This window comes from Legionella pneumophila subsp. pascullei, assembly GCF_900637585.1.
Lineage (GTDB): Bacteria > Pseudomonadota > Gammaproteobacteria > Legionellales > Legionellaceae > Legionella > Legionella pascullei.
On sequence record NZ_LR134380.1, the window covers coordinates 2,111,534 to 2,132,760 of the forward strand.

The following is a 21,227-nucleotide window of genomic DNA, read 5'->3' on the forward strand; positions in this document are numbered from 1 at the left end:
TCACATAGAGAACGTAGCCAGCTAGAAATAACAATAATTACTGGTATATACTGAAACATTGACAGCCATAACAATACAGAGTTTGACTCATGGATAAGTGTTTTATTTTTAGCAAACATCTTGATGATAATGGTTGTGTATGCCTCAAAATATCTGATATGGGAGAGTTAATTGCTCCCCCTGAATTTCGTAATTTCTTGCAAATAAAAGAGTTACAAAAAGAATCCAGTACGATTATTGTAGAAACCTGTACCAGAGCAATACTTCTTGATCTTGCGATTCCCTGGTTGCCTGAAAGAAAAGCCAGAATTGCAATTCCCTATGCGCTTGAGGATAAAGTAACTCAACCGGTCGAAGAACTTCATTTTTCTTTTGATAAATTTCATTATCAGAATAATCAATACCTCGTTGTTGTGATTGATAAGCAGCGAATAAGAAAGTTAATTGAAGTTTTTGATGAACACGGGATAGAGTTTGATACAATAACTCTTGACTGGTTTGCACTTGAATCTCAAGAATTGGTCATAAGTGAATCCGAGCTATTGATCAATAATGAAGATTTTAAAGGTGTCCTTTCAGGTGATTTGGCTCAAACTTACCTGAAAAATCATCCACAACATCTCACCCACATCTTTCAAGACAGCAAAATAATCGCCCTCTCTACAGCTAGCCAAAATGAAGAGCATTCGTACACCTGGATTGGTAAAAGATTGATAAAATCAAAACCTCTTAATCTTTGTCAAGGTGAAATGCAGCATGGAAAAACAACCGATTGGATTAAAAAGGGATATCAATTGGTTGGTGGACTATGCGGCATCTGGTTAATCTCTATTCTCTTAGTTAATTGGCTTTCTTTGCACTGGCTCAACAAACAGATAGATGAAATTGACCAACAAACAGCAGTCATTTATCGTGAGTTTTTCCCGGATGCCAAGCAAGTTATCAGTCCCAAGTTTCGAATCAGTCAGCTTCTTGGAGGCAATACCACAGAAAATCAATCTCGATTTTGGTTTATATTAAACCAATTGTCCAAAGCCATGAAAGATAGTGATATAACAGTGGAGCAGCTTAGATATCAAAATAAAATAATATCAATCACTTTAGTAAGTTCCGATTTTGAAAGCTTACAAGAAATTGAAAATAAACTAAAACAATTACAACTCAAAGTGAAACAAACTCAAGCTTCAACAAAAGATCAACAAGTTGTTGCAACCCTGGAGTTAACGTGAAAACCTATTTAAACACATTGAATGATCGAGAAAAGTGGATGGTCATAGTGGCTGGCGTATCACTTTTTATTTATGGCTACTATTTATTACTTTACGCCCCTCTAAGTAACCAGGTAAATCAAAAATCCACTCAATTAATTGAAAAAACTGAAACACTGGAATGGATGAAGCAAGTAAGAATACAAAAACGTTCTGCCAAAAGAAAAGAATCTGTAGACAACAGCCAATTGTTAACTATTCTTGCTTCTCAACTTAAAAATAATAAAACACTCAAATTCCCCTATCAATTGCAACAAACAGGGTCAGGAGATATTCAATTAACCTTTGATGCAGTCCCTTTTCAAAACTTTATACAATGGCTGGCAAAAATTAATGAACTCTATTCTATCAATATAAAACAATTTGATGTGGAGAGAACATCAACGCCAGGAGTAACTCGACTAATGATCATACTCTCTACTGGTTAGAAGGATTACTATTTGCTGGTCAAGACCATCAACCCTGACCTTAAAGCAACAAAGGGCAGGAAATCAAAGTATTTTTTTATATAAAAAATAGTTTCTCAAGAAAATCTATTCATTCAAATTTCCTTGAATACTCCCCCAATTTTTAATTCCAGCACCCTGTTTAATTTCAGGCGGTAAAGACTCCAATGCTTTTTGGGCTGCGTCTGGACTATCATACGTACCATATAAACCCTTATAATAAGTTTTGCCATTTTGATAATATTTCACTTGAGCCATCCTATCATTTTTAGGTGCTTTGTAGAGTTTTTGGGCCACATAAGAAGCTTTTTCGTCATCGGCAATCTGAATAGTATAGCCCTGAGGGTTTTGACTGTTTACCCAGTTTCTGTCTCTGTCCTTAAATGACACAGGAGAATGATATTCACCAACATGATATGAATCAGGCACCACCACACTTTGACCAGATTGAGAGCCATAATAGTAATCACGACCATGATAATCTGCTTGAGGATACATCTGATTATAATCATAGGTATAAATTTGATAACGGGTAGTGTAGGTATCCTCGTAAACCATACAAGAAGAAATATTCATTATACCGATACCTAGAACGATGTACTTGATGCGAATATTCATCACAACACCCCCTGATTTTAACTTTTACTTTTATTCTTATTTGTTGTTATCTACAAAATTTAGGAAAACTTTAGGAAAATGTTTTATGAGTCAATCCCAAACTATTTTTTCTATTGGAAGTGTCGGACTCAAAATTCTTATGCAATAAGCTATTACAAGCAATCGTATGATGTTCCCTGGATTACACAGAAACTCTATTGTTTCCCAACATGGTATAGAATAAAGTAATTAATTTGTTGAATAAGGGCAAAAGATATGTGGACTCATAGGCGTTCTGGTCAAACTAATCAAAGAGGTTCTCAAGATCATAGAGATCCCTATGAACGAGATAGGACACGAGTAATTCACTGTCCAGCATTTAGAAGACTGCAAAGAAAAACACAAATTCTCGGAACCGATGAGGGCGATTTTCATAGAACCCGCTTAACACACTCCCTGGAAGTAGATTCCATTGGCAGAAGTATTGTTCGCAATTTGATGACCAACCAGGAACACCAATTGTTATTGTCCAGTCTTTTGCCAAACGATGATCTCATTAGCGTGATTTGTTTGCTTCATGATATTGGCCATCCTCCCTTTGGGCATGGAGGAGAAGTCGCATTGAATTATATGATGCGAAATTATGGAGGATTCGAAGGTAATGGACAAACTCTACGCTTACTGACAAAAGTTGAAAATAGTTACGGCGGGTTTGGCCTGGATCTTACGCGTCGTGCCCTGTTAGGTATTTTAAAATACCCGGTAAAACGCGCTAATGTGGCGGCTCCCAAACAACCCCCTATTCATGAATCGATTCATAAAACAATCAAAATCAACGATTGGCTACCACCTAAAGCTTATTTTGATTGTGAGCAGCCAGAGGTTGATTGGTTATTATCTCCTTTATCAGACAATGATAGGGAGTTGTTTCAATCTCTCTCTGTAAAGCCTAATGGTACTCAAGCAGGTAAAGCAGCCTATCATAATTTTGATTGCTCAATTATGGATACAGCCGATGATATCGCCTATGGGGTCCATGACCTGGAAGATGCGATTCACTTGAGATTAATTAACCGCTCTCATCTTGATACCCCTGAGTTCAGACAATTAATCAGTGAAACAACCCTCTCAATGCATCAGGAACGCTTGCTTAATTCTTTATTTTCTCCAGAAATCTGTTTAAGAAAACAAGCTATCGGAGAAATGGTCAATTATTTTATTACCTCTACCCAAATCATTGTAACCAACGAAGAATTTGAAAACAGTTTATTAAAACATAATATTGCACTGATTCCTGAAGCCCACGCCCTCCTCAACTATTTAATGCAATGTATCTATAATAATGTCATTGATTCTCAAGAAGCACGTACTTTTGAATACGGTGGTCAAACGGTAGTACTCCGGTTATTTGATGCCATCAGCTCCAATCCAGCGAGCTTGCTCGATAATAAAAATCGAGTGTTATTTTCTCAAGCTCCTGACGAAGTCGCTGCCTACAGAGTCGTTTGTGATTATTTAGCGAATATGACTGACGAGTATGCCTATCGCATGCACGAGAGATTATTTGGGTTTAATACCAGAACAATTTTTGAAAGGCTTTAGGTGGCAGGAATGAGCAAAATACAATAGCCATTGGTTCTACACCAAATGGCGTCCCCAGGGGGATTCGAACCCCCGTTACCGCCGTGAAAGGGCGATGTCCTAGGCCTCTAGACGATGGGGACCTGGATCTTATTAAGATTACATCAAAACACTACAACACTATTTAAATGCCAAATAATGGCGTCCCCAGGGGGATTCGAACCCCCGTTACCGCCGTGAAAGGGCGATGTCCTAGGCCTCTAGACGATGGGGACCTAGTACTTTTTTTAACCATCAACATACAACGATGTTGATGGTGGAGCTAGGCGGGATCGAACCGCCGACCTCTTGCATGCCATGCAAGCGCTCTCCCAGCTGAGCTATAACCCCAAAATAAGGTCTGCAGTTTAATTAGACGCCTTATTGCTGTCAAGTGGTTTTTCTATATTTAATGGAAGTCTTTTACAAGACAGCCTTTTTTTACATCAAAATCATGAATAAATCCAAATCACAGTACTAATTTTATCAATAGAAATAAACATTAGTGAAAATATTTTTTATTTTCCTCTCCCACTTTAAGCCTGGCTTTATCCATCCTCAGACTGTATTTCAATCGTACATGCAAGAGATTAATCAATGCATAGAACATACCTGGAGTATACTTACCAGAGATAATGTGAATCTCTTAGCAGACTCTGATGAAAAGTTATCCCGCACTCAATCGATTATCTACATACCATAAGAAGAAAATCTTAATAAAATAAAAAACACAGCCTCCCAAAGTTGGCCTGAATAAAAAAAGAAAATTAATTTTAAATACCTTCCTTAGGCCATTTCAACAATAAAACAGCATGGTTTGCTGTATTTGCCTCATCCCTATATTGTACTCAGAGCAAGACTTAATAAAATGTCCGATTGGGATAGTTATCTATAGAATTGGGGCTAATAGAGCATAATCGTCTGACAATGGCTCGACACATGATTGATAACTTCATCTATGAAATTAACCATTACGTAACTATCCTAAATGCAAACAGAACTTACTACCTCCAACGCTCACAACCCACTTTACTCTCAGCAATGATTTTAGCTTATTATGACAAAACCCAAGTTAAAAAATGGCTTAATCCACTTACCAATCATCAAAAAAACTCCATACTTACTGAACATCATCTCCACACCTAATTCCTAATCTTGGTTTGTCTCGTTATTATGCTGGTGGTCAAGGAAAGCCACCAGAGGAATCAACAGTATATTATGAAAAAGTTTAAATTATTTCAAAACCCATGAGATTGATGATTATGATAAATCCCTTTTTTATAGTGAAGCATCGAACCAGTTAACGGAACTATTTTATTTTATATTGCTGACCGCTTTGTCAAAACAATTCATAAAGGATTACTGGAAGCCCATACTCTTATTGAAAAATATGATGTTCAAAATATGAGTATTCATACTGAAAATAAAATTGAATACAGCTATAACACCAATGTCGTAGGTATTGGATGGACTAGTGGTGTGTATCTTGTTTTCATGAGATTAATTAATGCAAGTTAATTAACTTATAAACAACTCTTCTTATTAAAGTGAAAAAGTAGAGCAAGCGCTTTCAAAACCACAGTTAGATACCTCTGGAGAATTATTTGAAATATTCCATAAGGAATGGTTTCTATAAAAATAACTATCAAAAGAAAAAGAACGTTTCAATGCCCTCGTCATTGTTAAATTATCTGTTAAGCCTTCTTTGCTTCTCATTTGATATTTGGTTTGTGCCTTTAACTTGGTTTCAACAGACAATGTTTTCAACATGGCCAAATTTTTTAAATCATGATGGATTGTTTCACTTTGAACAAATAACTGTTTTTCTTTACTCCTATGGATTGAAGTATTAATACTCATTCCAGACAGCAGCAAACCAAAAACACAAGCGATACCGATAATTGTCCACCCAACCAAAGGGACTGCAGCAAAACCTGGAAAAATACCAAGGGCTGTAAGTAAACCTAATGACCCACTCGAACAACCGGCCAGTGAGCCAAATCCGGCACAAAATGCAATAAATCCGGTTTTTAATTTGGCAAATAGGGGAAGCTCTTCAAATTGAAAAATAACACTATCACGATAAACAGCCAATAGTTCCTTTTTCAATACTGATTTATCCATCGTATTGGTATCCATTAACTTGCCAAGAATGGAGTTATTTTGATTATCACCGTACAGGCGGTGTAAAAATAGTGCTGCCGAAGTCGAAACAGGCGGTTTTGATATATTTTTAAATAATCGATTTTTAAGCTCTTCGACCCGCACAGACTTATCATAATCATTACGATATTTTTGAGGATTTTTAAGCAAACATTCTTGCTTGGTAGCCAATAAGTATTCTGTCAAATAATAAACGATTTGATTTTCATGTTCTTCAATAGCATGTCTTAATTCATCATTTTCCTTATGAGAGTTGCAATAAGACCAATAAGTGACAGGTATTGCGACTAATAAGAATAAACAGGCAGAAATGACACCCAATGAAATAGTCAGTGCTGAGTTACCTACAGTTAGTCCAAAAGAACCAAATACCAGGCCAAAGGTAGTCCATGCCACTCCCCCTGCAGTTCCCATACCCTCTGATAGTGATTTTAAAATTTGCATCGATTGATTTAACATCGCCTTTTGGCCCACAATACTATTTTAGTATGATTCAATTATTTCAGCCTTTCACTACCAGAAGGCAATTGTCAGGTTACCAATGCCCAATATTGGGTGCTGATAGCCATGGTTCCTGCTTTGGTAAAGGCTCACCCTTTTGCAATAATTCTATAGAAATATTGTCAGGAGAGCGAATAAAAGCCATGTGACCATCTCTGGGCGGTCTATTAATGACTACACCAGACTCCTGTAAATGTTCACAAATTTTGTAGATATTCTCCACATGATACGCCAAGTGACCAAAGTTTCTTCCCTCTGTGTAGTTTTCTGGATCCCAGTTATAAGTTAACTCCAGCATTGGGCCATAGGAATTTTTAACTTGTTCCATATCATCAGGAGCAGCTAAAAATACCAAGGTAAAACGGCCTTTGGCATTTTCAGTTCGTTTTACTTCTATCAATCCCAATTTATTACAATAAAAATCGAGTGATTGTTCTAAATTCGCAACTCTGACCATGGTATGTAAATATTTCATCAATTATCCTTAACTACAGAAAATTATATTTTTTATTAATCAACAAGTTAGTTTAAATAACAATCATGCCAATGGCAAATAAGGCTGTTGATTGTCCCAAGAGTATAACATTTAAGCACAATTTAGATATGAGCAGATTATATATAGTATGAGTATAAAAAGTATTAACAAAACCTTCAGGAAAGCTTATTATAACGTCATTCCATGAGTTTTATTTTGTAGTGAATCGGCAAATGAATCGAATCAAACTTGGCATCAGTAATCTTATTTTTATGGGAAGATGGCTGCAACTTCCTTTGTATCTAGGACTGATCTTGATACTGGCCGGATATGTATATCGCTTCATTATTGAATTATTCGAACTCATTTTTCATCTTAAAGGTCTGGATGATACCCATATTATGCTTGGAGTATTGGATCTTATTGACGTTGTCATGATTGCGAACCTTCTGATTATGGTAGTTATGGGCGGCTATGAGACCTTTGTATCCCATTTGCAATTGGATTCCCACCCCGATCAACCTGAATGGCTTGACCATTTTGATGCAGGAGCCATGAAAATCAAACTGGCTCTTTCACTGATTGGTATCTCTTCGATTCATCTTTTAAGAACTTTTATAGACCCTGCAAAGCTTAGCAATTATTCCATTATGTGGCAGGTTGTGATTCATTTAACTTTAATTGTTTCAGCCTTGGCCATTGCATTAACCAATCGGTTGATGGATCAGCCCGTCAGAAAAAACCACCAACTTCCTGGTTGAATTTAAAATATCCTTTTCTCTGATGCCGCTCTAAAAAAATAATGACTGGCTTAAAATTATTCGATAGAATCAGGAATGTTTGACCTGTTCAGGGAACTCATGGGATTGAACCAGAAGGAAGTATATTACAAGCTCTTTCGGGTTGAATGTAGTCAAAATGGAAATAAAGGAATATGAATCATGACAGACACTCCAAAAACAAATTTATCTGTTGATGCAATAGAAGAGAATAATACATCCAAAGACCAATCCCTCCCTGAAGAAGACACGGAAATATTAGTAAAAAAACTGAAAGTATTGGAAACCACCCAAGAAAATTTTGATCAAATCAAAAAACATATTGCAGCAGTTATAGATTCCCTGGCAAAAAATCGTAGCTTTTTTGGCCGTGTTGCTGCCTACTGGGGTGAAATGCAGTTATGGTTAAAAATTACTCTTGGAATAGTATTGGTTGTTCCCACCTTGATACTTGGAATTGCAATTCAAGTGGCCTCTCTTATAGTGATTAGTGTCCTGACTCTAGTAACTTATGTTGGTAGTGCCCTGCTTCTTGAAAATCATGTTCAAAAAGAAGAGCATATTACTGATCGCCTGAAAGAAGAAATGATAGGTTTGGCAGATAACTTGGGAAAAGTTATAGAATCTTTTGAGCCTCTCCGTAAGCAAATTGCTGAACAAATTGAATATTTTCATAAAGAAAATGATAGATTGAATCTCAACGTTACTCAACTTAGTGAGAAGATTATGAAATTAACCAGCCAAGCCGAACAATTACAAAAAACCGAACAAACTTTACGCAAAGTCAGGGAAGAATTAGAAAAAACATCTGAAACACTGGATGGAAAAGTAAAAGTTCAAGAAGAATTATTACAGATAAATCAGGAAGAATTAAACAAAGTTAGAGAGGAAATTGCAAAAAATGAAATTGAATTATCTGAAAAAATTTCTGAGTTAGATCAAGTAAAAAAGGAAATGGCAGTAGAAATTGAAAAAGCCGAGTCTGTTACCCAAGTATTAAAAAATACTGTAGAAAAATTGTCACAAACTGCTATTACCGATCAAAATCATAGGGAATCATTTCAAAATAAATTGAACGATTTTCTGGCTAATAAAGAACAAAGTTTCAATGATGTTGCTCAACGTATATGTGAAGCTGAACGTGAGCTGTGCTTCGTCAAAGAAGAATTAAACTTCAGTAACAAGCGCTATCAGGAACTATTGGAGCGTCAAGAAGAAGTAGTTAAACGCTTGGAACAAGCCCAACACTCTCGTAAGCCCACTCCCTATAGTAATGCAAAAGTACTTGGTAAATTAGGTATTATGGCAACTGAGGAAAAACAGCCTCCGACACCTGATTCATCAGAAGAAAATACAATCCAAACTCAAGCTCTCACAGGTTAGATGTATTTAAATCGATGTGCTATAGCACATCGATTTCGATTCATGCCAAAATGCCAGATTAAATGACAAAACTGACTAATTAAAATTTATAAAAACTTCAACTGAACTTTTAATAGGTGACAATTGGTTCAAATTATTCTAACTAATCAAAACCCCAAATTCTCTAATCAAACGGTGACTATTGACATTTTATCTCAACAATGTCTCTTTTCTGATAATAATCACAAGTTCCAGCTACAGGAGTTATATACCAAATCTGATTTTATTCATCCCTTGTTAAATGAACCTTACTCAGCGATAAATAATTATTTTTTTCATTATGAATACAGCACTTTGGATGAGTTATTTTATACAGCAATTTATGTGTATAGCATTCTTATACATGTAGATAACCCCACAGCCTGTGTATTTAAAATAACTCCCACTAAGGATTTTAGTAATCATCAAGACAATGATGCCATTTATTTTTCAATACATCCTAATAAAAAAGCTCTGGAAATTATTACCATTGACCAGATGAATAAATTACTAAGTCAAATTCTGGGAATGCCATTTAAGTACACAGATACGATACTTATTGATGACACATTTACCCTCAAAGATCTTCCCCCCTCAGTTAATGGGGATTTATTATATAGCTATGACAAAGAACTGATAAAATTTTTAAAGCAAGCAACCGATTTAAACCGTTTTGAATTGCGCTATATAAAACCTGGCATTGACTTTGGTCTGTATTCTAAAACCCTTATAAAAAAGGGAGAGATCTTTGCTTTATATACTGGCATTAAAACTGTTAGAAAACCAACCGATCTTTGCTATACTTTCCTCCCCCGGAACGATACCCTTAATTTATATACTGATGCAAAATTCTTAGGCAATATTACCCGATTTATTAATCATGCGCCTGATGTGAAGAAAAATGAACAGTTGGATGCTAATTCGTTACTGAACGCTAACTGTATTGCACTTCCCTTATCCATTCATGGCATAGAACTCTGTCTTTTTCAGGCAAAAACAGCCATTCTCCCCAGCGAGCAGATATTTTGCGACTATGGGACCAAGTTTTTTTCTGATTCCAAACCATTGCGATTTAAAAAAAATGGACGAATTTATGCAAAATTTAAAAAAAACCGTATAAATCTGACTCGCTACAAAATCATACATTATCGAATAATGGCAAATTGTGGCGTAAGAGCGGCACAAAAATATCTATTAACACGACTGTTAATGATTTTTCTTGTTATTTTCGTTGTCGTGTTTATTTTCAATAATTGGAATACCAAACTGTTTGTATAAACAGTAAATTATATTCTGGAATAAATCATATTGAGCTTCTTTATAACACATCAAAACTTATAATAATCTTCCCAAGATAAATTCTCACGAGTACAAACATCTACATTTGCGTTATTGCGGCATGAATCGCTGGGGCATTGACACAAAATACGACGCTATCTCATTTAAAAAAACATCAGGGCGCTCTTTTATAAACTCTTTTAATTTATCAGCAATCTATCTTATAGGGATTGCAGGCGCAACCTGAACCCTCTAATCTTCCTGTTTGAGTTTTCAGACGCTTCCTGTTTTTTACTGTGGTTGTACCACTGAAAACAATCTGCTTGTCAATTCTAGCGTTGTCCCAACGTCAGTGTGTGATAACAGCACTCTTTCTCTAATATTTAATGAGTATGTCATAAATGAAATGGCATGATAATAATAAATTATTCAGACATTTCAAATTTTAAATATCTATATTAGCAAACTACTTGGGATCCATTGCCCCTAAGCAAATTATATCGCATCAGTTAATTTTTTTACTTTAGGGCAATATAAAACCTTATAGACCTATAAAAGAACTATACTTTTAGAATCATGGCTGTCATTAGTGGAATAATTCATTTAAAAGGAGATGATTATGAACACCCCCAAATGGAATTTATCCATTTATCGCGCAGTTATTTTCATCATTGCTTTATTTGCTTCTATGATTTGTGCTGGAGCTCATTTCGTAGGTGGAATTCATACAAATGCAGGTTATGTGGGATGGTATCATCCAGATTCTTATCATAACGATGTCATAAACGTGGGTAATTATCATCCAGGCTATGGCTGGGTTGCTCCAGTATATGCTACGCCAGCTTACTTCACGCCAACATATATAATAAACGATGTGGGGTATAACTGCCAGACAGTCCAACAATGTGATTCTGATGGAAATTGCATTCAAACCCAAAACTGTGATTAATACTAGAAAATCTGGCGTATCAATGCGCATTAGCTTTTTTACAAGATGCAGACCAAACTCCTCTCCACTTAGGTGTTCCAGTCATCAAAACCCATTCATTAGATTAATAGGTAACCAGCAAGTAACGATAGGATTTTAAATGTTCAATGTGATAATAAGAAGGCTATCGATTTTTGGGTTCTTTAGTAAGCAAACGATTAAACGTATCGATACACACTGGTTTAATTTTTCTGGTTTGAAAATAACTAAGCGGCGTAAGGAGTGCTATATTCACATTTAAAGCCGGACATAAAGTTACCCATTCTGCAAAACACCGTTCATCCATTTCATCCCTGCCATATCCTGTTTTTGAATTACCCAGCTTGCAATAAGCAATAGAAGCCATAGCAGTTTCAAAGGCTGAATTTTGATTAGCCCAAATATATTGATCATCAACGCGATACAAAAATTTGGTACCACAGTACAAAAGAGCCATTTTCAAGCCAGTTTGGTATCTTTCATTAAACTCGGGTTTATAGATATCCTCCTCATGAATACATTCATCGTTTTGTGTTAATCGCCCTTGAGCAAAGCCCTGATAAACCCAAATTAACCTGCGAATGGCAATGGCTGAATTCAAATCTACTTTGTTAGGGGTTGCATTACCATATTTCCCCTCTAGAAAATCTTTGTTATGACTACCCCCTTGAGCTAATTTAAAGGCAACAAATAACCTGTCAGCAGAGAGCTGTGTCAGTCCAAAATTAGTTTGATAATTTAATTTAATTCCATTTTGCATTGTTAGTTTTAGTAGCTTGCTCCATCGTAGCAAATTAGTACTAGGTTTGCTTGTAGATATTGAGCGACCATTCATATCCGTTACATTGGTTGGGTCACCACTACTTTCTTTTAGAATCATGGCAAGAACGTGAGCATATTTTAGTACCATTTTTTCTTTGAAATAATGGTGTTGTGCATTCGCCATATGCTGATAAATTACAAAATTTTGAAAAACAAGCATCCTGAGATTGTAGTCTATTGCATTACAATTCGTGTCCTCCTCTTCTGTCATCACCTCAGCCACATGTCTGGTAAGGCTTTCAACTTGCTCTTCATTAGGTAAGCCAATAATATCAGGAAGCCAGCTACTATCCGCTGGATCCTTTGCCGCTGAGAACTGGGATTGACCTTTAACAAACTGTGGGGCATCTTCAGCAAAGAGTGGATGGATTAACACCGCCAATAAAGATAAAAAAACACCTGCTACCCCGTTAATACACTGTCTTTTTAATTCCATAAGCTGTACCTTCTTTATTGAGTATAGCTTGTATCTATTGGAAGACAGGGTATGGCAGGGACATAATGGATAAACTTATTATAATTTAAAAAACAATTATGAATCCAAATGGGTAAAAACTAAATCACAATGGGCTTTTTTTTATAAAACATCGAAATTTCTATAATCTTCCCAAGGTAAATTTTCACGCGTACAAACATCAACCCTTGCGTTAAGGGGCCCTTGTTGCAACCAGGTATAAAATTCATCTAACTTATCTTCTTTTCCACAGGCAAAAACCTCAACACGACCATCTGCCAAATTCCGAGCCCAGCCACTAATCATCAATTGTTCAGCCATTTTTTTGGCAGAAGCACGAAACCATACTCCCTGAACTCTTCCTGAAATATAACAGTGCATACACAAGTCATTGCTCATGGTTTTTCCATATTTTATAAATGCCAGCTAATTATTTCGATTGTATCTCAGCCAGGTCTGGTTTTATCCTGATTCTGCTATAGTTAAATTAGCATTTCTATGAAAACAAAGTAAATTAGATAATTAGAACTTTTCACTAATGGAGATAAAAAATGAATAAAATGATATTTTATGTACTTCCATCTTTGATATTGGCATCCTTGTTTAACCTAACTTATGCTGATGAAACCCCAGCTCAATTGACTGGCACACCGGCTGAACAGATTCAACAATTAAATGCTCAGGTTCAAACTCAATTACAGGAAATGCAAACAAAACAACAGCAACAACTGGATGCTTTAAATACCCAATTACAAAATCAAATTAAACAAGTTCAATCTCAACTACAAGAACAAATTCAAACAGTCAATTCTCAAACCCAAGATCAGATTAAACAAGTACAAACAACCCTACAGGAGCAGATTAAACAAGTACAGCAGCAAGCATTGCAAAAAGCTAACCAATAATAAAAACAAGGCTACTTGTATTTATATAACAGGGCCTGTGCGAACTTGAGCATTGACACTGCTTATGCACCTAAAACTTAAACACATTGATGGTAATTCGCATGAGTTTTGATAAGAATGAAGTTATTTTTTATATCGAACTCATGTGTCAGGTTTAAATTGATATAAGCGTTATCTCAACATATAAAATCAAGAACAAACAAAACAAGTTCTTTTAGGGGATATCGACGCTGTTATACCCGTTTCAAAGACAGGTAGATATAATTGTTCTATTGCTCGTTGTGCAAAATCAGCGTTATCAATTACAATATTTGTTTCATGGCTATTATGTAAGCTTAGCAAATCAAGGTTCGATGAACCGTAGATAACAACCTGATCATCAATTGCCATAAATTTCATATGGATAACCTCTCCCCTCATAGAAATTTCATCGTTATTCACACGATGAAACCAACGAATTTGCAAGTTATCTCGCTTATCTTCATCAAGCAGGGAACTAAAATATTCTATCGCGCTCTGATTTGTTCCACCATAAAACCTCTCACGAGAATCATTGAATCCTTTCCCCATTAATAGACAGACATGACCATTTCTATTATTAATAAAATCCGCCAGGGCATGGATGATTTCAGGGGCATTTAAATTGGGAACAGCGATCCGGATAGTATGTTTGGCATACTTAATCGCAGCCATGTAAGCGTTATTCAAAGGATCCTCTGGTAAAGGCGCCTTATAAAAAGGGAGTACTGCCAATTTCTGTCTAATAGTATTTGTCACATAGAGTACAGAACAAGAATTTGCATAGGGTTCTTTTGAATCCTGTCCTATATATCTGGGAGAAATTTCCGGAGCATCGGATTTATTGGTACGCTTATCCCACATGGTTTTAAAATCGTAAAAAACCGCTTCTGCTGCACCTCCAGGAATAAACATGGCGGCATCATGAAACCCATTAGGACCATAATTTTCCTTCTGAAAATTAGCCCCTGTTAAAATGACATCCCCATCAATCCAGATAGCCTTATTATGGTTGGACGCTATGGAATTATGAACATGAGTACCTATATACAATTTAATATTCTGAGGTAAATTATCTAAACCTAAACTGGCCGGATCATGTTTAGGCTTTTTAGGAAGTATTTCACCATGATAGAAAATTTGAGCCAGGCGATCCAGCTGATCGACCAGAAGAAATACTTCTACTTCATGTGCGATTTCACAAAGCGCTTTTCGGATATCTTTGATAACCTGAGTACCAGGTTCCCATACAAAAGCTTGAATAAGTATTTGCTTTTTAGCCTCTTTAATTTTATCAACAATTAAACGGTATGCATTCTCACTACCAGAGACTATTTCTATCTGATTTGGATTAACCATGCCAAGCATTTTTTCTGCAGAAACAGTTCCCTTATCAGCAGAGGGAATTGCTGCTTCAATTATTTTTGTCATTAAAAAGGAATCGGTGTAAATAGCTTCTTCTGAATATTCCGAACCTTTCTCAAAAAATCTGGGCATAATTCACTCATAAATTAATTTTACCTAATTTATATCATTGAATTGATTTAATATTTTTGCAAATTAATTTGATTGAAACCAAATCAAAACTTAATTCACTGCAGGCACAATCCTACACAGCATCCAACAGTTATTGTTATGCACAAACGAATTCAATTTTCCTTGATTTTTCAATTAAATATACTATACCTAAGTAGTCATCTCTATTTATAAATTAAGGAAAATCAAAATGGATTTAAGCAAAAAAATAGAACCAAAAACATGGGCATTTGTTGAAAAAATACAAAATGCAGGTGGAAAACCAATTTATGACATCCCGGTTGCTGAAGGAAGAGCCATATTTGATCAATTGCAAGCCTTGCCCTCCGAGAAACCTGATGTCGATGTTGAGGATAAAACCTTGCCTGTAGGACCTGGTGGACAGGTTGACATTCGCATTGTTCGCCCTAAAGGAGCAAAAGAAGCCTTACCGGTCATCATGTTTTTTCATGGTGCTGGCTGGGTTTTTGGCGATTATCAAACGCATGGTCGTCTCGTTCGAGAAATAGCAGTGGGTACTCATGCTGCAGTCGTGTTTGTTAAATACACCTTAGCTCCGGAAGCTCAATACCCGACACAAATAGAAGAATCTTACGCTGCCATGAAATATATAGCAGAACATGGCAAGCAATTTAATCTGGATACTTCAAGATTAGTCGTCGCAGGTGACAGTGTTGGCGGTAATATGACCAGTGTCATGACCCTTCTTGCCAAAGAACGTGGTGGCCCCAAAATTGATTATCAAGTACTCATTTATCCAGTAACTGATGCCAATTTTGATAACGCTTCCTATAAAGAATTTGCTGAAGGCCCCTGGTTAACCAAAAAAGCGATGGAGTGGTTTTGGGATAAATATTTGCCTAATAAAGAAAAAAGAAAGGAAATTACTGCAAGCCCTCTGCAAGCCTCTATTGAACAACTTAAAGGATTACCACCAGCACTGGTCATTACTGGTGAATGTGATGTTTTACGCGATGAGGGCGAAGCCTATGCTCATAAGCTCAACGCAGCTGGCGTGACAGTCACTGCAATTCGTCATCTGGGTACAATCCATGATTTCCTGATGCTCAATGATCTCTCTGAAACTCCAGCATGCCGAAATGCCGTTGAAACCATTATTGGTCACGTAACTCATATTTTTGGCAAGAAAAAATAAAACGATACCTGACTAACATCCTGGTGGATGTTAGTCAGGCTGAATGCCTTTACAACAAATGTACTATTTAGGGATTACCGACATGAAGTTACCGGTATTCACATCCGTTTTATTTTTACCGGGTTTCTCAAAATCTTGAAACATAACAGGTATTGCCAATCTTGGTACAGGTGGGTTTTTCCTTGATTTGGATCCTGATGAAGGCTGTTTTTCCAATTCAACAATTCTTTTACGAGCCAGTGCAAGTTCATCCTTTAATTTTTGATTCTCTAATTCGAGAGCTTTTATTCTTTCATCAGGATGGCCTTGCAAATGCACTTCCCTTATTTGTTCCTTTGTCTCAGAATCATTGCCAGGCTTAATCGTTAAATCACTTGGATTGGAATCTTTCATTTCAATTATAACAGGAGGGGAACTTTGTTTTTCAGCTTTTCTCAAAGCAATTTGTTGCTCTAATTTTGGCTTAAGTTCTTTACAGGAAATACCGTTAATTTTCTTAAGATACCGTCTGTGATCCGTTTCATCTGGAATTAAACTCAATAACATCCTGGGGGTTATACCTGTATGTTCCAGGCTAATACTCTTTAATGTGATCGTATTACAAATAGTATCTAACAAATCCTGTACTTTTCCTTTTTCCTGTTGTTTTATTTCCTTTTTCTTCATCATTATTCGAGGAGATATCATACCACTACCAGAAACTCCTGTCGGTTTTGCATAAAGCGATTGTGTACTGACATCCAAACTCTCTATAATGGGGTTACTCAATAAAACCTTTACCCCAGCTCTAGTCATATTATTATTTGCAACATTTAAATTGGTAGCGGCTGGAAATTTTGAAACAATCAGTTTGGCATGATTATCGTTTAAGCAGCAAAATGTTAACAACAATGTTCGTATGGTGTGATTAGGTCTAATTTCATCCAATCCCCATTCTTTTTTTAATCCCGGATTGAAACTCAAATCAACAGTGTATAAATTCATTTTGGCAATTGCCTTAATGCCCTCTATCCCTACTCCACAATTATCTAAATACACGGTTCTTAGCTGTTTTAAAGGCGCAAGCCTGGATACACCCTCATCAGCAATTCCAGTATTTTGACTTAAATCAATGGTAGTCAACGATGGTAGATGAGCAATACTATCCACACCGAGATAAGTAATATTATTTCTTCGCAAATTAAAGTGTGTCAGATTTTTTAACCTGGATTCAGGTCGAGTCAAATAATCTAAATTAGCATCGGTAACACCGCAATTGCGCAAGGATAATTTTTTTAGAGTAGCGGCATTTCGACTTAAACTAAATAACACATAACTTGCGCTAAGTTCCGTATTATAATCCAAATACAATGCTTCAAGCATAGTATTAAACATAGGGCGATTCTTTAAGTGGTTACTCTTCAATGATAATTCTTTGATATGAGTTAATTTGGAAAGCTCCACTGTGTCACCATCGTTAAGAGCACAAGAATCCAAACGTAAACATTTAATTCCAGGAATATTATTAAGAACGCCTATCAAATCTCTCAGTTCTGCAGGAGTGAAATGAGTGCCGCTTAGATCAAGTGCAGATAAAGACGAGATACCCTGGTTTCTTGAATCTCGTAAGGCATTTAAAAATAATTGAATATCCTGAGAGGTTTTTAAAACAAGTTTTACCTGATGCTGTTTTTTATTTTTATTTTCTATATCTTTTAAAAATTTTTTTAACGAAGTAAGTGGCATTTTGCCTCCAAATATAAACAAAAAATTCCCGTTTGGTAATATATTTAACTCAAAGATCATCGATTATACATTTCAGCACTTAAGAAAACCATAAGAATTGATTAAAAAACTTGCTAATCTCCTCCAGTCAGTGTTATGTTGAATTAAAGGGATTTGGAAGTGGAGGTTAAAATGGAATCAATGATTGATTTGGTTGGATATGTAGCTTCTTCTTTAGTCTTTGCAACGTTTTATGTCAAAAAAATTCTGACATTACGACTCATAGCCATTTGTAGTAATGTTGCATTCATTACTTACGGTTTGGGTTATCATTTACATCCTATATTTATTTTGCATTCAGTTTTGCTGCCTTTAAATTTATACAGAATTTTTGAATTATTAAAAAATGATCCTGAGTTCACTTTACTCGCAAGGATCAACATGAAGGCAACCAGATAATCATTTTCATCATTTTAATGATATGATGCCTATTTACTTATTTACTCAATGAGGGGGCTTCTGTGCGTTCTTGGAACAGGATAATTGGCTTGGTCTTCATGGGATCTTCTGCTTTTTTACAAGCAGGGACTTATATCCCTCAATGCCCAAAAGAAATCAACACACTTGAGCGTATACAGACATCTCCGGATGGCTGGGAAACCCTAAGCGGGATTAAAAACAACTATCTGGGAAATGTTTCTTTTTATTCTGGCCATCCCAAAGCTCAAGCCAGCTTAAAACCCAACCGTATTAATAAGAAAAAAGCGGAATGGAAGTTTTCTCCTCATGATACCATTTACATTGTGTGTCATTACAATCAAACAGGAATTGAACTGACACAACAATTACCTCAAAAAACAAAAGGATGTACTGTAATTTTTAATCCAAACGCAAAAGGCCCATATGGTTTCCTGCCTCAAAAAATAACCTGTAACCAATAATGAGGAAGTTTATTCCACCTCTTCCTTGGTTCGACAATATGTTTCATCAATCAATAACAAGGTTAACAAGGCTAAAATTAAAGACAACGGCAATAATAAAAGAGAAAAATAGTACCCATGTAAAGTAAACTGATGAATACCATCCACCACGCCCCCTTCCCATGTCCAATCCAGCAAAGCGCCTACTAATGGCTCAAATAAAGCTTCAAACACGGAATTAAACGTATTCATAATACCAAGCACTGTGGCTACAAGAACCAAGGGAAATAACTCCCTGATCATTGCAAAGCTGGTAAAAAATCCACTCGCTCCAAAACCAAAGAGAAATAAAAGAATAATTAAAGTAAGCAAATTTTGGTTTGAGCTATAAATAACTATCAACAAGCATAATAAAGCTGAACATGTTCCTGTAAATAAAACAGGCTTTCTACGTCTGATAAAATCAGAAAACCATCCCCAAAATGGTGCTCCAGCCGCAAACCCGACAAAAATAAACGAAATCGCAAGGGCCGCATCAGTACGAGACAAGAGATAAGCCTTTTCCAAAAAAGGAACTCCCCATAATCCACCAAAAACAGAAACAGGAGCAAAAGCTAATCCGCTATATAAAGACAAAGCCCATGCCTGCCTGTTGACGATAATACGTTTTAACAATTGAATAATGGGTTCCTTCCTGTTTGACATAGGCTGCGTTTGCGCAGGCTTATCTCTTAAAACGAGAAAATACACGACCCCCAAGATAATCCCCATTACACTGACCAATTCAAGTGCCTTGCGCCAGCCTTCATGTTGGACCAAAAATGCCAAAGGCATCTGCCCTCCCACAGCACCTAACATGGCCGCTGTCATAAACATTCCTGATACTAAAGCAAATCGTTTTGGCGAGAACCACACAGCGGCTAGCTTGAAACAAGACACGGCAGCAAAAGCAGCTCCCGCCCCCATCAATGCACGACTTAAGCAAGCCAGCCATAAAGTATTGGTTTGAGAAAAAATATAAGTACTGATACTACAGACAAAAATTGCAAGGGTTGTCAGCAATCTTGGACTGTACCTGTCTAACATCACACCCACAGGAATCTGCATGAATAAATAGGAATAAAAATAAAAAGCCGACAAATTCCCAAGGCCAGCCGCATTAACCTGAAATGCCTTCATCAAATCAGCTGTCATAACACTGGGGGAAACCTGAATCAAATATTTATAAAAGAAAAAACAGGCTGCTATGGTCCAGATAATCCAGAGGTAAGTTTTAGCTAGCAAAGGATTCTTAATTGAAAATGTGTTCACAATAACTCCTAACTTATTCGCTTCAGGTTAGTGATAAAATTTCAATAACCGCTGAGTCTTATCTGCTGCTGTTATCGCCCTGAGGCGGGGCAGATAAGTCAGGAGAGAAGCCGTCTCAGAGCAGAGGAAAGGGTAAAGCTGACCACCACCACGACTATGACAATTGAGATGAAAGAGTTTAAAGTAGTAATCGACAATCCAACAGACATCCTGTTGCTATTCTGAATACAAGACATTCTACTTGTCAGTTGTCGGTTTATCTTCATAAAAATCAGGAAATTAAAACAATGTTTAATGTTAACTTTTTAGGCAATGTGTTGTCAAGATCGCAAACAGCCAATGGATACTTTTTTAAATTTTGTTATACAGAAACATTGGCCATTTCAAATTAAAAATTAGTATATCTGTTCGTGGATGTTGATGACTGTATAAACGCATCATCTGTGTAGTTAGTGTATTGAGAATGTTGAGTAGCTTCATCCGGATTAGGAATGATTTGCTTACTTACATCAAAACCATGTTCGGTTAATATTTTAATTAAACTCTCATAACTTTTTGGAGGGAGCGCTTTACTAAACGCAGCTTCCGCACGTTTGGAAAACTCTACAGCCTCATGGTAATCATTGGGTCCGAACTTCCATTCTCCTCCCAAAAATCCAAGCCGTTTATGAATATATTTGCCCTTTTCATTATTAAAATAGGTAATAGCCAAAAGCCCAGGTACAGAGCTTTCACGTAAAAGCCATACCTCCTTATCAGATTTATTAGATGCTTCTACTTTCTCTAGTCTCAAACAAGCTTTCTTAGCATCAGTTTCACATGAAAAGATAACTGTTTGATTCTCTGATTTCCTCACTTTTTGTACTTCTGATTTTGACTCCATAATTCTCTCCTGAAAAGTACATT

The 21,227-nt window shown here is 36.3% G+C and carries 22 protein-coding genes and 3 tRNA genes; 13 read left to right on the forward strand and 12 right to left on the reverse strand.

Features of this window, described 5'->3' with window-relative positions; translation table 11 throughout:
• Positions 1-89: 89 nt before the first annotated feature.
• On the forward strand, positions 90-1,229 hold the full coding sequence (gene lspL / locus EL201_RS09590; protein WP_027222051.1) for a GspL family type II secretion system protein LspL: 1,140 nt from the start codon (positions 90-92) through the stop codon (positions 1,227-1,229).
• Positions 1,226-1,696 carry a GspM family type II secretion system protein LspM gene (gene lspM, locus EL201_RS09595; protein WP_027222052.1) on the forward strand — a complete coding sequence of 157 codons (471 nt, stop codon included), beginning with the start codon at positions 1,226-1,228 and terminating at the stop codon, positions 1,694-1,696. The genes lspL and lspM overlap by 4 nt, the downstream gene beginning before the upstream one ends.
• A 105-nt stretch (positions 1,697-1,801) precedes the next feature.
• Here the strand turns inward: lspM and EL201_RS09600 are convergent, their stop codons facing one another.
• A complete protein-coding gene (locus EL201_RS09600; protein ID WP_027222053.1) occupies positions 1,802-2,335 on the reverse strand; it encodes an SPOR domain-containing protein in 534 nt (177 codons plus the stop codon).
• 252 nt (positions 2,336-2,587) lie between these two features.
• Between EL201_RS09600 and EL201_RS09605 the strand changes: the two genes are divergently transcribed.
• Complete coding sequence (locus tag EL201_RS09605) at positions 2,588-3,913, forward strand: anti-phage deoxyguanosine triphosphatase (RefSeq protein ID WP_027222054.1); 1,326 nt, start codon at positions 2,588-2,590, stop codon at positions 3,911-3,913.
• Between the two features lie 46 nt (positions 3,914-3,959).
• Here the strand turns inward: EL201_RS09605 and EL201_RS09610 are convergent.
• The 3 genes from EL201_RS09610 to EL201_RS09620 all read right to left on the reverse strand — a co-directional run bounded on the left by EL201_RS09610 (position 3,960) and on the right by EL201_RS09620 (position 4,282).
• A tRNA-Glu gene (locus EL201_RS09610) sits at positions 3,960-4,035 on the reverse strand.
• Positions 4,036-4,091: 56 nt separating this feature from the next.
• Positions 4,092-4,167: transfer RNA gene (locus tag EL201_RS09615), tRNA-Glu, on the reverse strand.
• A 39-nt stretch (positions 4,168-4,206) separates the two neighbouring features.
• Positions 4,207-4,282: transfer RNA gene (locus tag EL201_RS09620), tRNA-Ala, on the reverse strand.
• Between the two features lie 588 nt (positions 4,283-4,870).
• Between EL201_RS09620 and EL201_RS15845 the strand changes: the two genes are divergently transcribed.
• Both EL201_RS15845 and EL201_RS15850 read left to right on the forward strand, forming a co-directional pair.
• The gene (locus EL201_RS15845; RefSeq protein ID WP_027222055.1) at positions 4,871-5,077 is read left to right on the forward strand and encodes a trehalase family glycosidase; all 207 of its coding nucleotides are present in this window, start codon (positions 4,871-4,873) and stop codon (positions 5,075-5,077) included.
• Between the two features lie 234 nt (positions 5,078-5,311).
• Positions 5,312-5,449, forward strand: coding sequence for a hypothetical protein (locus tag EL201_RS15850; RefSeq protein ID WP_231955222.1), 138 nt, complete (start codon positions 5,312-5,314; stop codon positions 5,447-5,449).
• A gap of 24 nt (positions 5,450-5,473) precedes the next feature.
• On the opposite strand, the gene EL201_RS09630 is transcribed toward EL201_RS15850, so the two are convergent.
• Positions 5,474-6,538, reverse strand: coding sequence for a hypothetical protein (locus EL201_RS09630; protein WP_027222056.1), 1,065 nt, complete (start codon positions 6,536-6,538; stop codon positions 5,474-5,476).
• Positions 6,539-6,629: 91 nt separating this feature from the next.
• Entirely contained in the window at positions 6,630-7,070 is a 441-nt protein-coding gene (locus tag EL201_RS09635; protein WP_027222057.1) for a VOC family protein, read from the reverse strand.
• Positions 7,071-7,303: 233 nt separating this feature from the next.
• On the opposite strand from EL201_RS09635, the gene EL201_RS09640 reads away from it, so the two are divergent.
• The 4 genes from EL201_RS09640 (at position 7,304) to EL201_RS09660 (ending at position 11,477) form a co-directional block, all read left to right on the forward strand.
• Positions 7,304-7,831 carry a TIGR00645 family protein gene (locus tag EL201_RS09640; RefSeq protein ID WP_027222058.1) on the forward strand — a complete coding sequence of 176 codons (528 nt, stop codon included), beginning with the start codon at positions 7,304-7,306 and terminating at the stop codon, positions 7,829-7,831.
• Between the two features lie 180 nt (positions 7,832-8,011).
• Positions 8,012-9,232 (forward strand): LegC2/C7 family Dot/Icm T4SS effector, encoded by a 1,221-nt coding sequence (locus EL201_RS09645; RefSeq protein WP_027222059.1) that lies wholly within the window; start codon positions 8,012-8,014, stop codon positions 9,230-9,232.
• 123 nt (positions 9,233-9,355) lie between these two features.
• The gene (locus EL201_RS09650; protein ID WP_027222060.1) at positions 9,356-10,528 is read left to right on the forward strand and encodes an SET domain-containing protein-lysine N-methyltransferase; all 1,173 of its coding nucleotides are present in this window, start codon (positions 9,356-9,358) and stop codon (positions 10,526-10,528) included.
• 619 nt (positions 10,529-11,147) lie between these two features.
• Positions 11,148-11,477, forward strand: coding sequence for a hypothetical protein (locus EL201_RS09660; RefSeq protein ID WP_027222061.1), 330 nt, complete (start codon positions 11,148-11,150; stop codon positions 11,475-11,477).
• A 163-nt stretch (positions 11,478-11,640) separates the two neighbouring features.
• On the opposite strand, the gene EL201_RS09665 is transcribed toward EL201_RS09660, so the two are convergent.
• Positions 11,641-12,753: a hypothetical protein gene (locus EL201_RS09665; RefSeq protein ID WP_027222062.1), complete on the reverse strand. Its 1,113-nt coding sequence runs from the start codon at positions 12,751-12,753 to the stop codon at positions 11,641-11,643.
• A gap of 141 nt (positions 12,754-12,894) precedes the next feature.
• A complete protein-coding gene (locus tag EL201_RS09670) occupies positions 12,895-13,170 on the reverse strand; it encodes an acylphosphatase (protein WP_027222063.1) in 276 nt (91 codons plus the stop codon).
• A gap of 152 nt (positions 13,171-13,322) precedes the next feature.
• Between EL201_RS09670 and EL201_RS09675 the strand changes: the two genes are divergently transcribed.
• On the forward strand, positions 13,323-13,676 hold the full coding sequence (locus tag EL201_RS09675; protein ID WP_027222064.1) for a hypothetical protein: 354 nt from the start codon (positions 13,323-13,325) through the stop codon (positions 13,674-13,676).
• A gap of 189 nt (positions 13,677-13,865) precedes the next feature.
• On the opposite strand, the gene EL201_RS09680 is transcribed toward EL201_RS09675, so the two are convergent.
• Positions 13,866-15,191 carry a phospholipase D-like domain-containing protein gene (locus EL201_RS09680; RefSeq protein ID WP_027222065.1) on the reverse strand — a complete coding sequence of 442 codons (1,326 nt, stop codon included), beginning with the start codon at positions 15,189-15,191 and terminating at the stop codon, positions 13,866-13,868.
• A 229-nt stretch (positions 15,192-15,420) separates the two neighbouring features.
• On the opposite strand from EL201_RS09680, the gene EL201_RS09685 reads away from it, so the two are divergent.
• The gene (locus tag EL201_RS09685; protein ID WP_027222066.1) at positions 15,421-16,386 is read left to right on the forward strand and encodes an alpha/beta hydrolase; all 966 of its coding nucleotides are present in this window, start codon (positions 15,421-15,423) and stop codon (positions 16,384-16,386) included.
• Positions 16,387-16,449: 63 nt separating this feature from the next.
• Here the strand turns inward: EL201_RS09685 and EL201_RS09690 are convergent, their stop codons facing one another.
• The gene (locus tag EL201_RS09690; RefSeq protein WP_027222067.1) at positions 16,450-18,111 is read right to left on the reverse strand and encodes a leucine-rich repeat domain-containing protein; all 1,662 of its coding nucleotides are present in this window, start codon (positions 18,109-18,111) and stop codon (positions 16,450-16,452) included.
• Positions 18,112-18,282: 171 nt separating this feature from the next.
• Here EL201_RS09690 and EL201_RS09695 point away from each other — a divergent pair, with 171 nt between their 5' ends.
• Together EL201_RS09695 and EL201_RS09700 are read left to right on the forward strand one after the other, a co-directional pair.
• Positions 18,283-18,549: a hypothetical protein gene (locus EL201_RS09695; protein ID WP_027222068.1), complete on the forward strand. Its 267-nt coding sequence runs from the start codon at positions 18,283-18,285 to the stop codon at positions 18,547-18,549.
• 62 nt (positions 18,550-18,611) lie between these two features.
• A complete protein-coding gene (locus EL201_RS09700; protein WP_027222069.1) occupies positions 18,612-19,031 on the forward strand; it encodes an STY0301 family protein in 420 nt (139 codons plus the stop codon).
• Between the two features lie 9 nt (positions 19,032-19,040).
• Here the strand turns inward: EL201_RS09700 and EL201_RS09705 are convergent, their stop codons facing one another.
• Together EL201_RS09705 and EL201_RS09710 are read right to left on the reverse strand one after the other, a co-directional pair.
• Positions 19,041-20,321, reverse strand: a complete 1,281-nt coding sequence (locus tag EL201_RS09705) for an MFS transporter (RefSeq protein WP_027222070.1) — start codon at positions 20,319-20,321, stop codon at positions 19,041-19,043.
• A gap of 388 nt (positions 20,322-20,709) precedes the next feature.
• Entirely contained in the window at positions 20,710-21,204 is a 495-nt protein-coding gene (locus EL201_RS09710) for a hypothetical protein (protein WP_027222071.1), read from the reverse strand.
• Between the last annotated feature and the right edge of the window lie 23 nt (positions 21,205-21,227).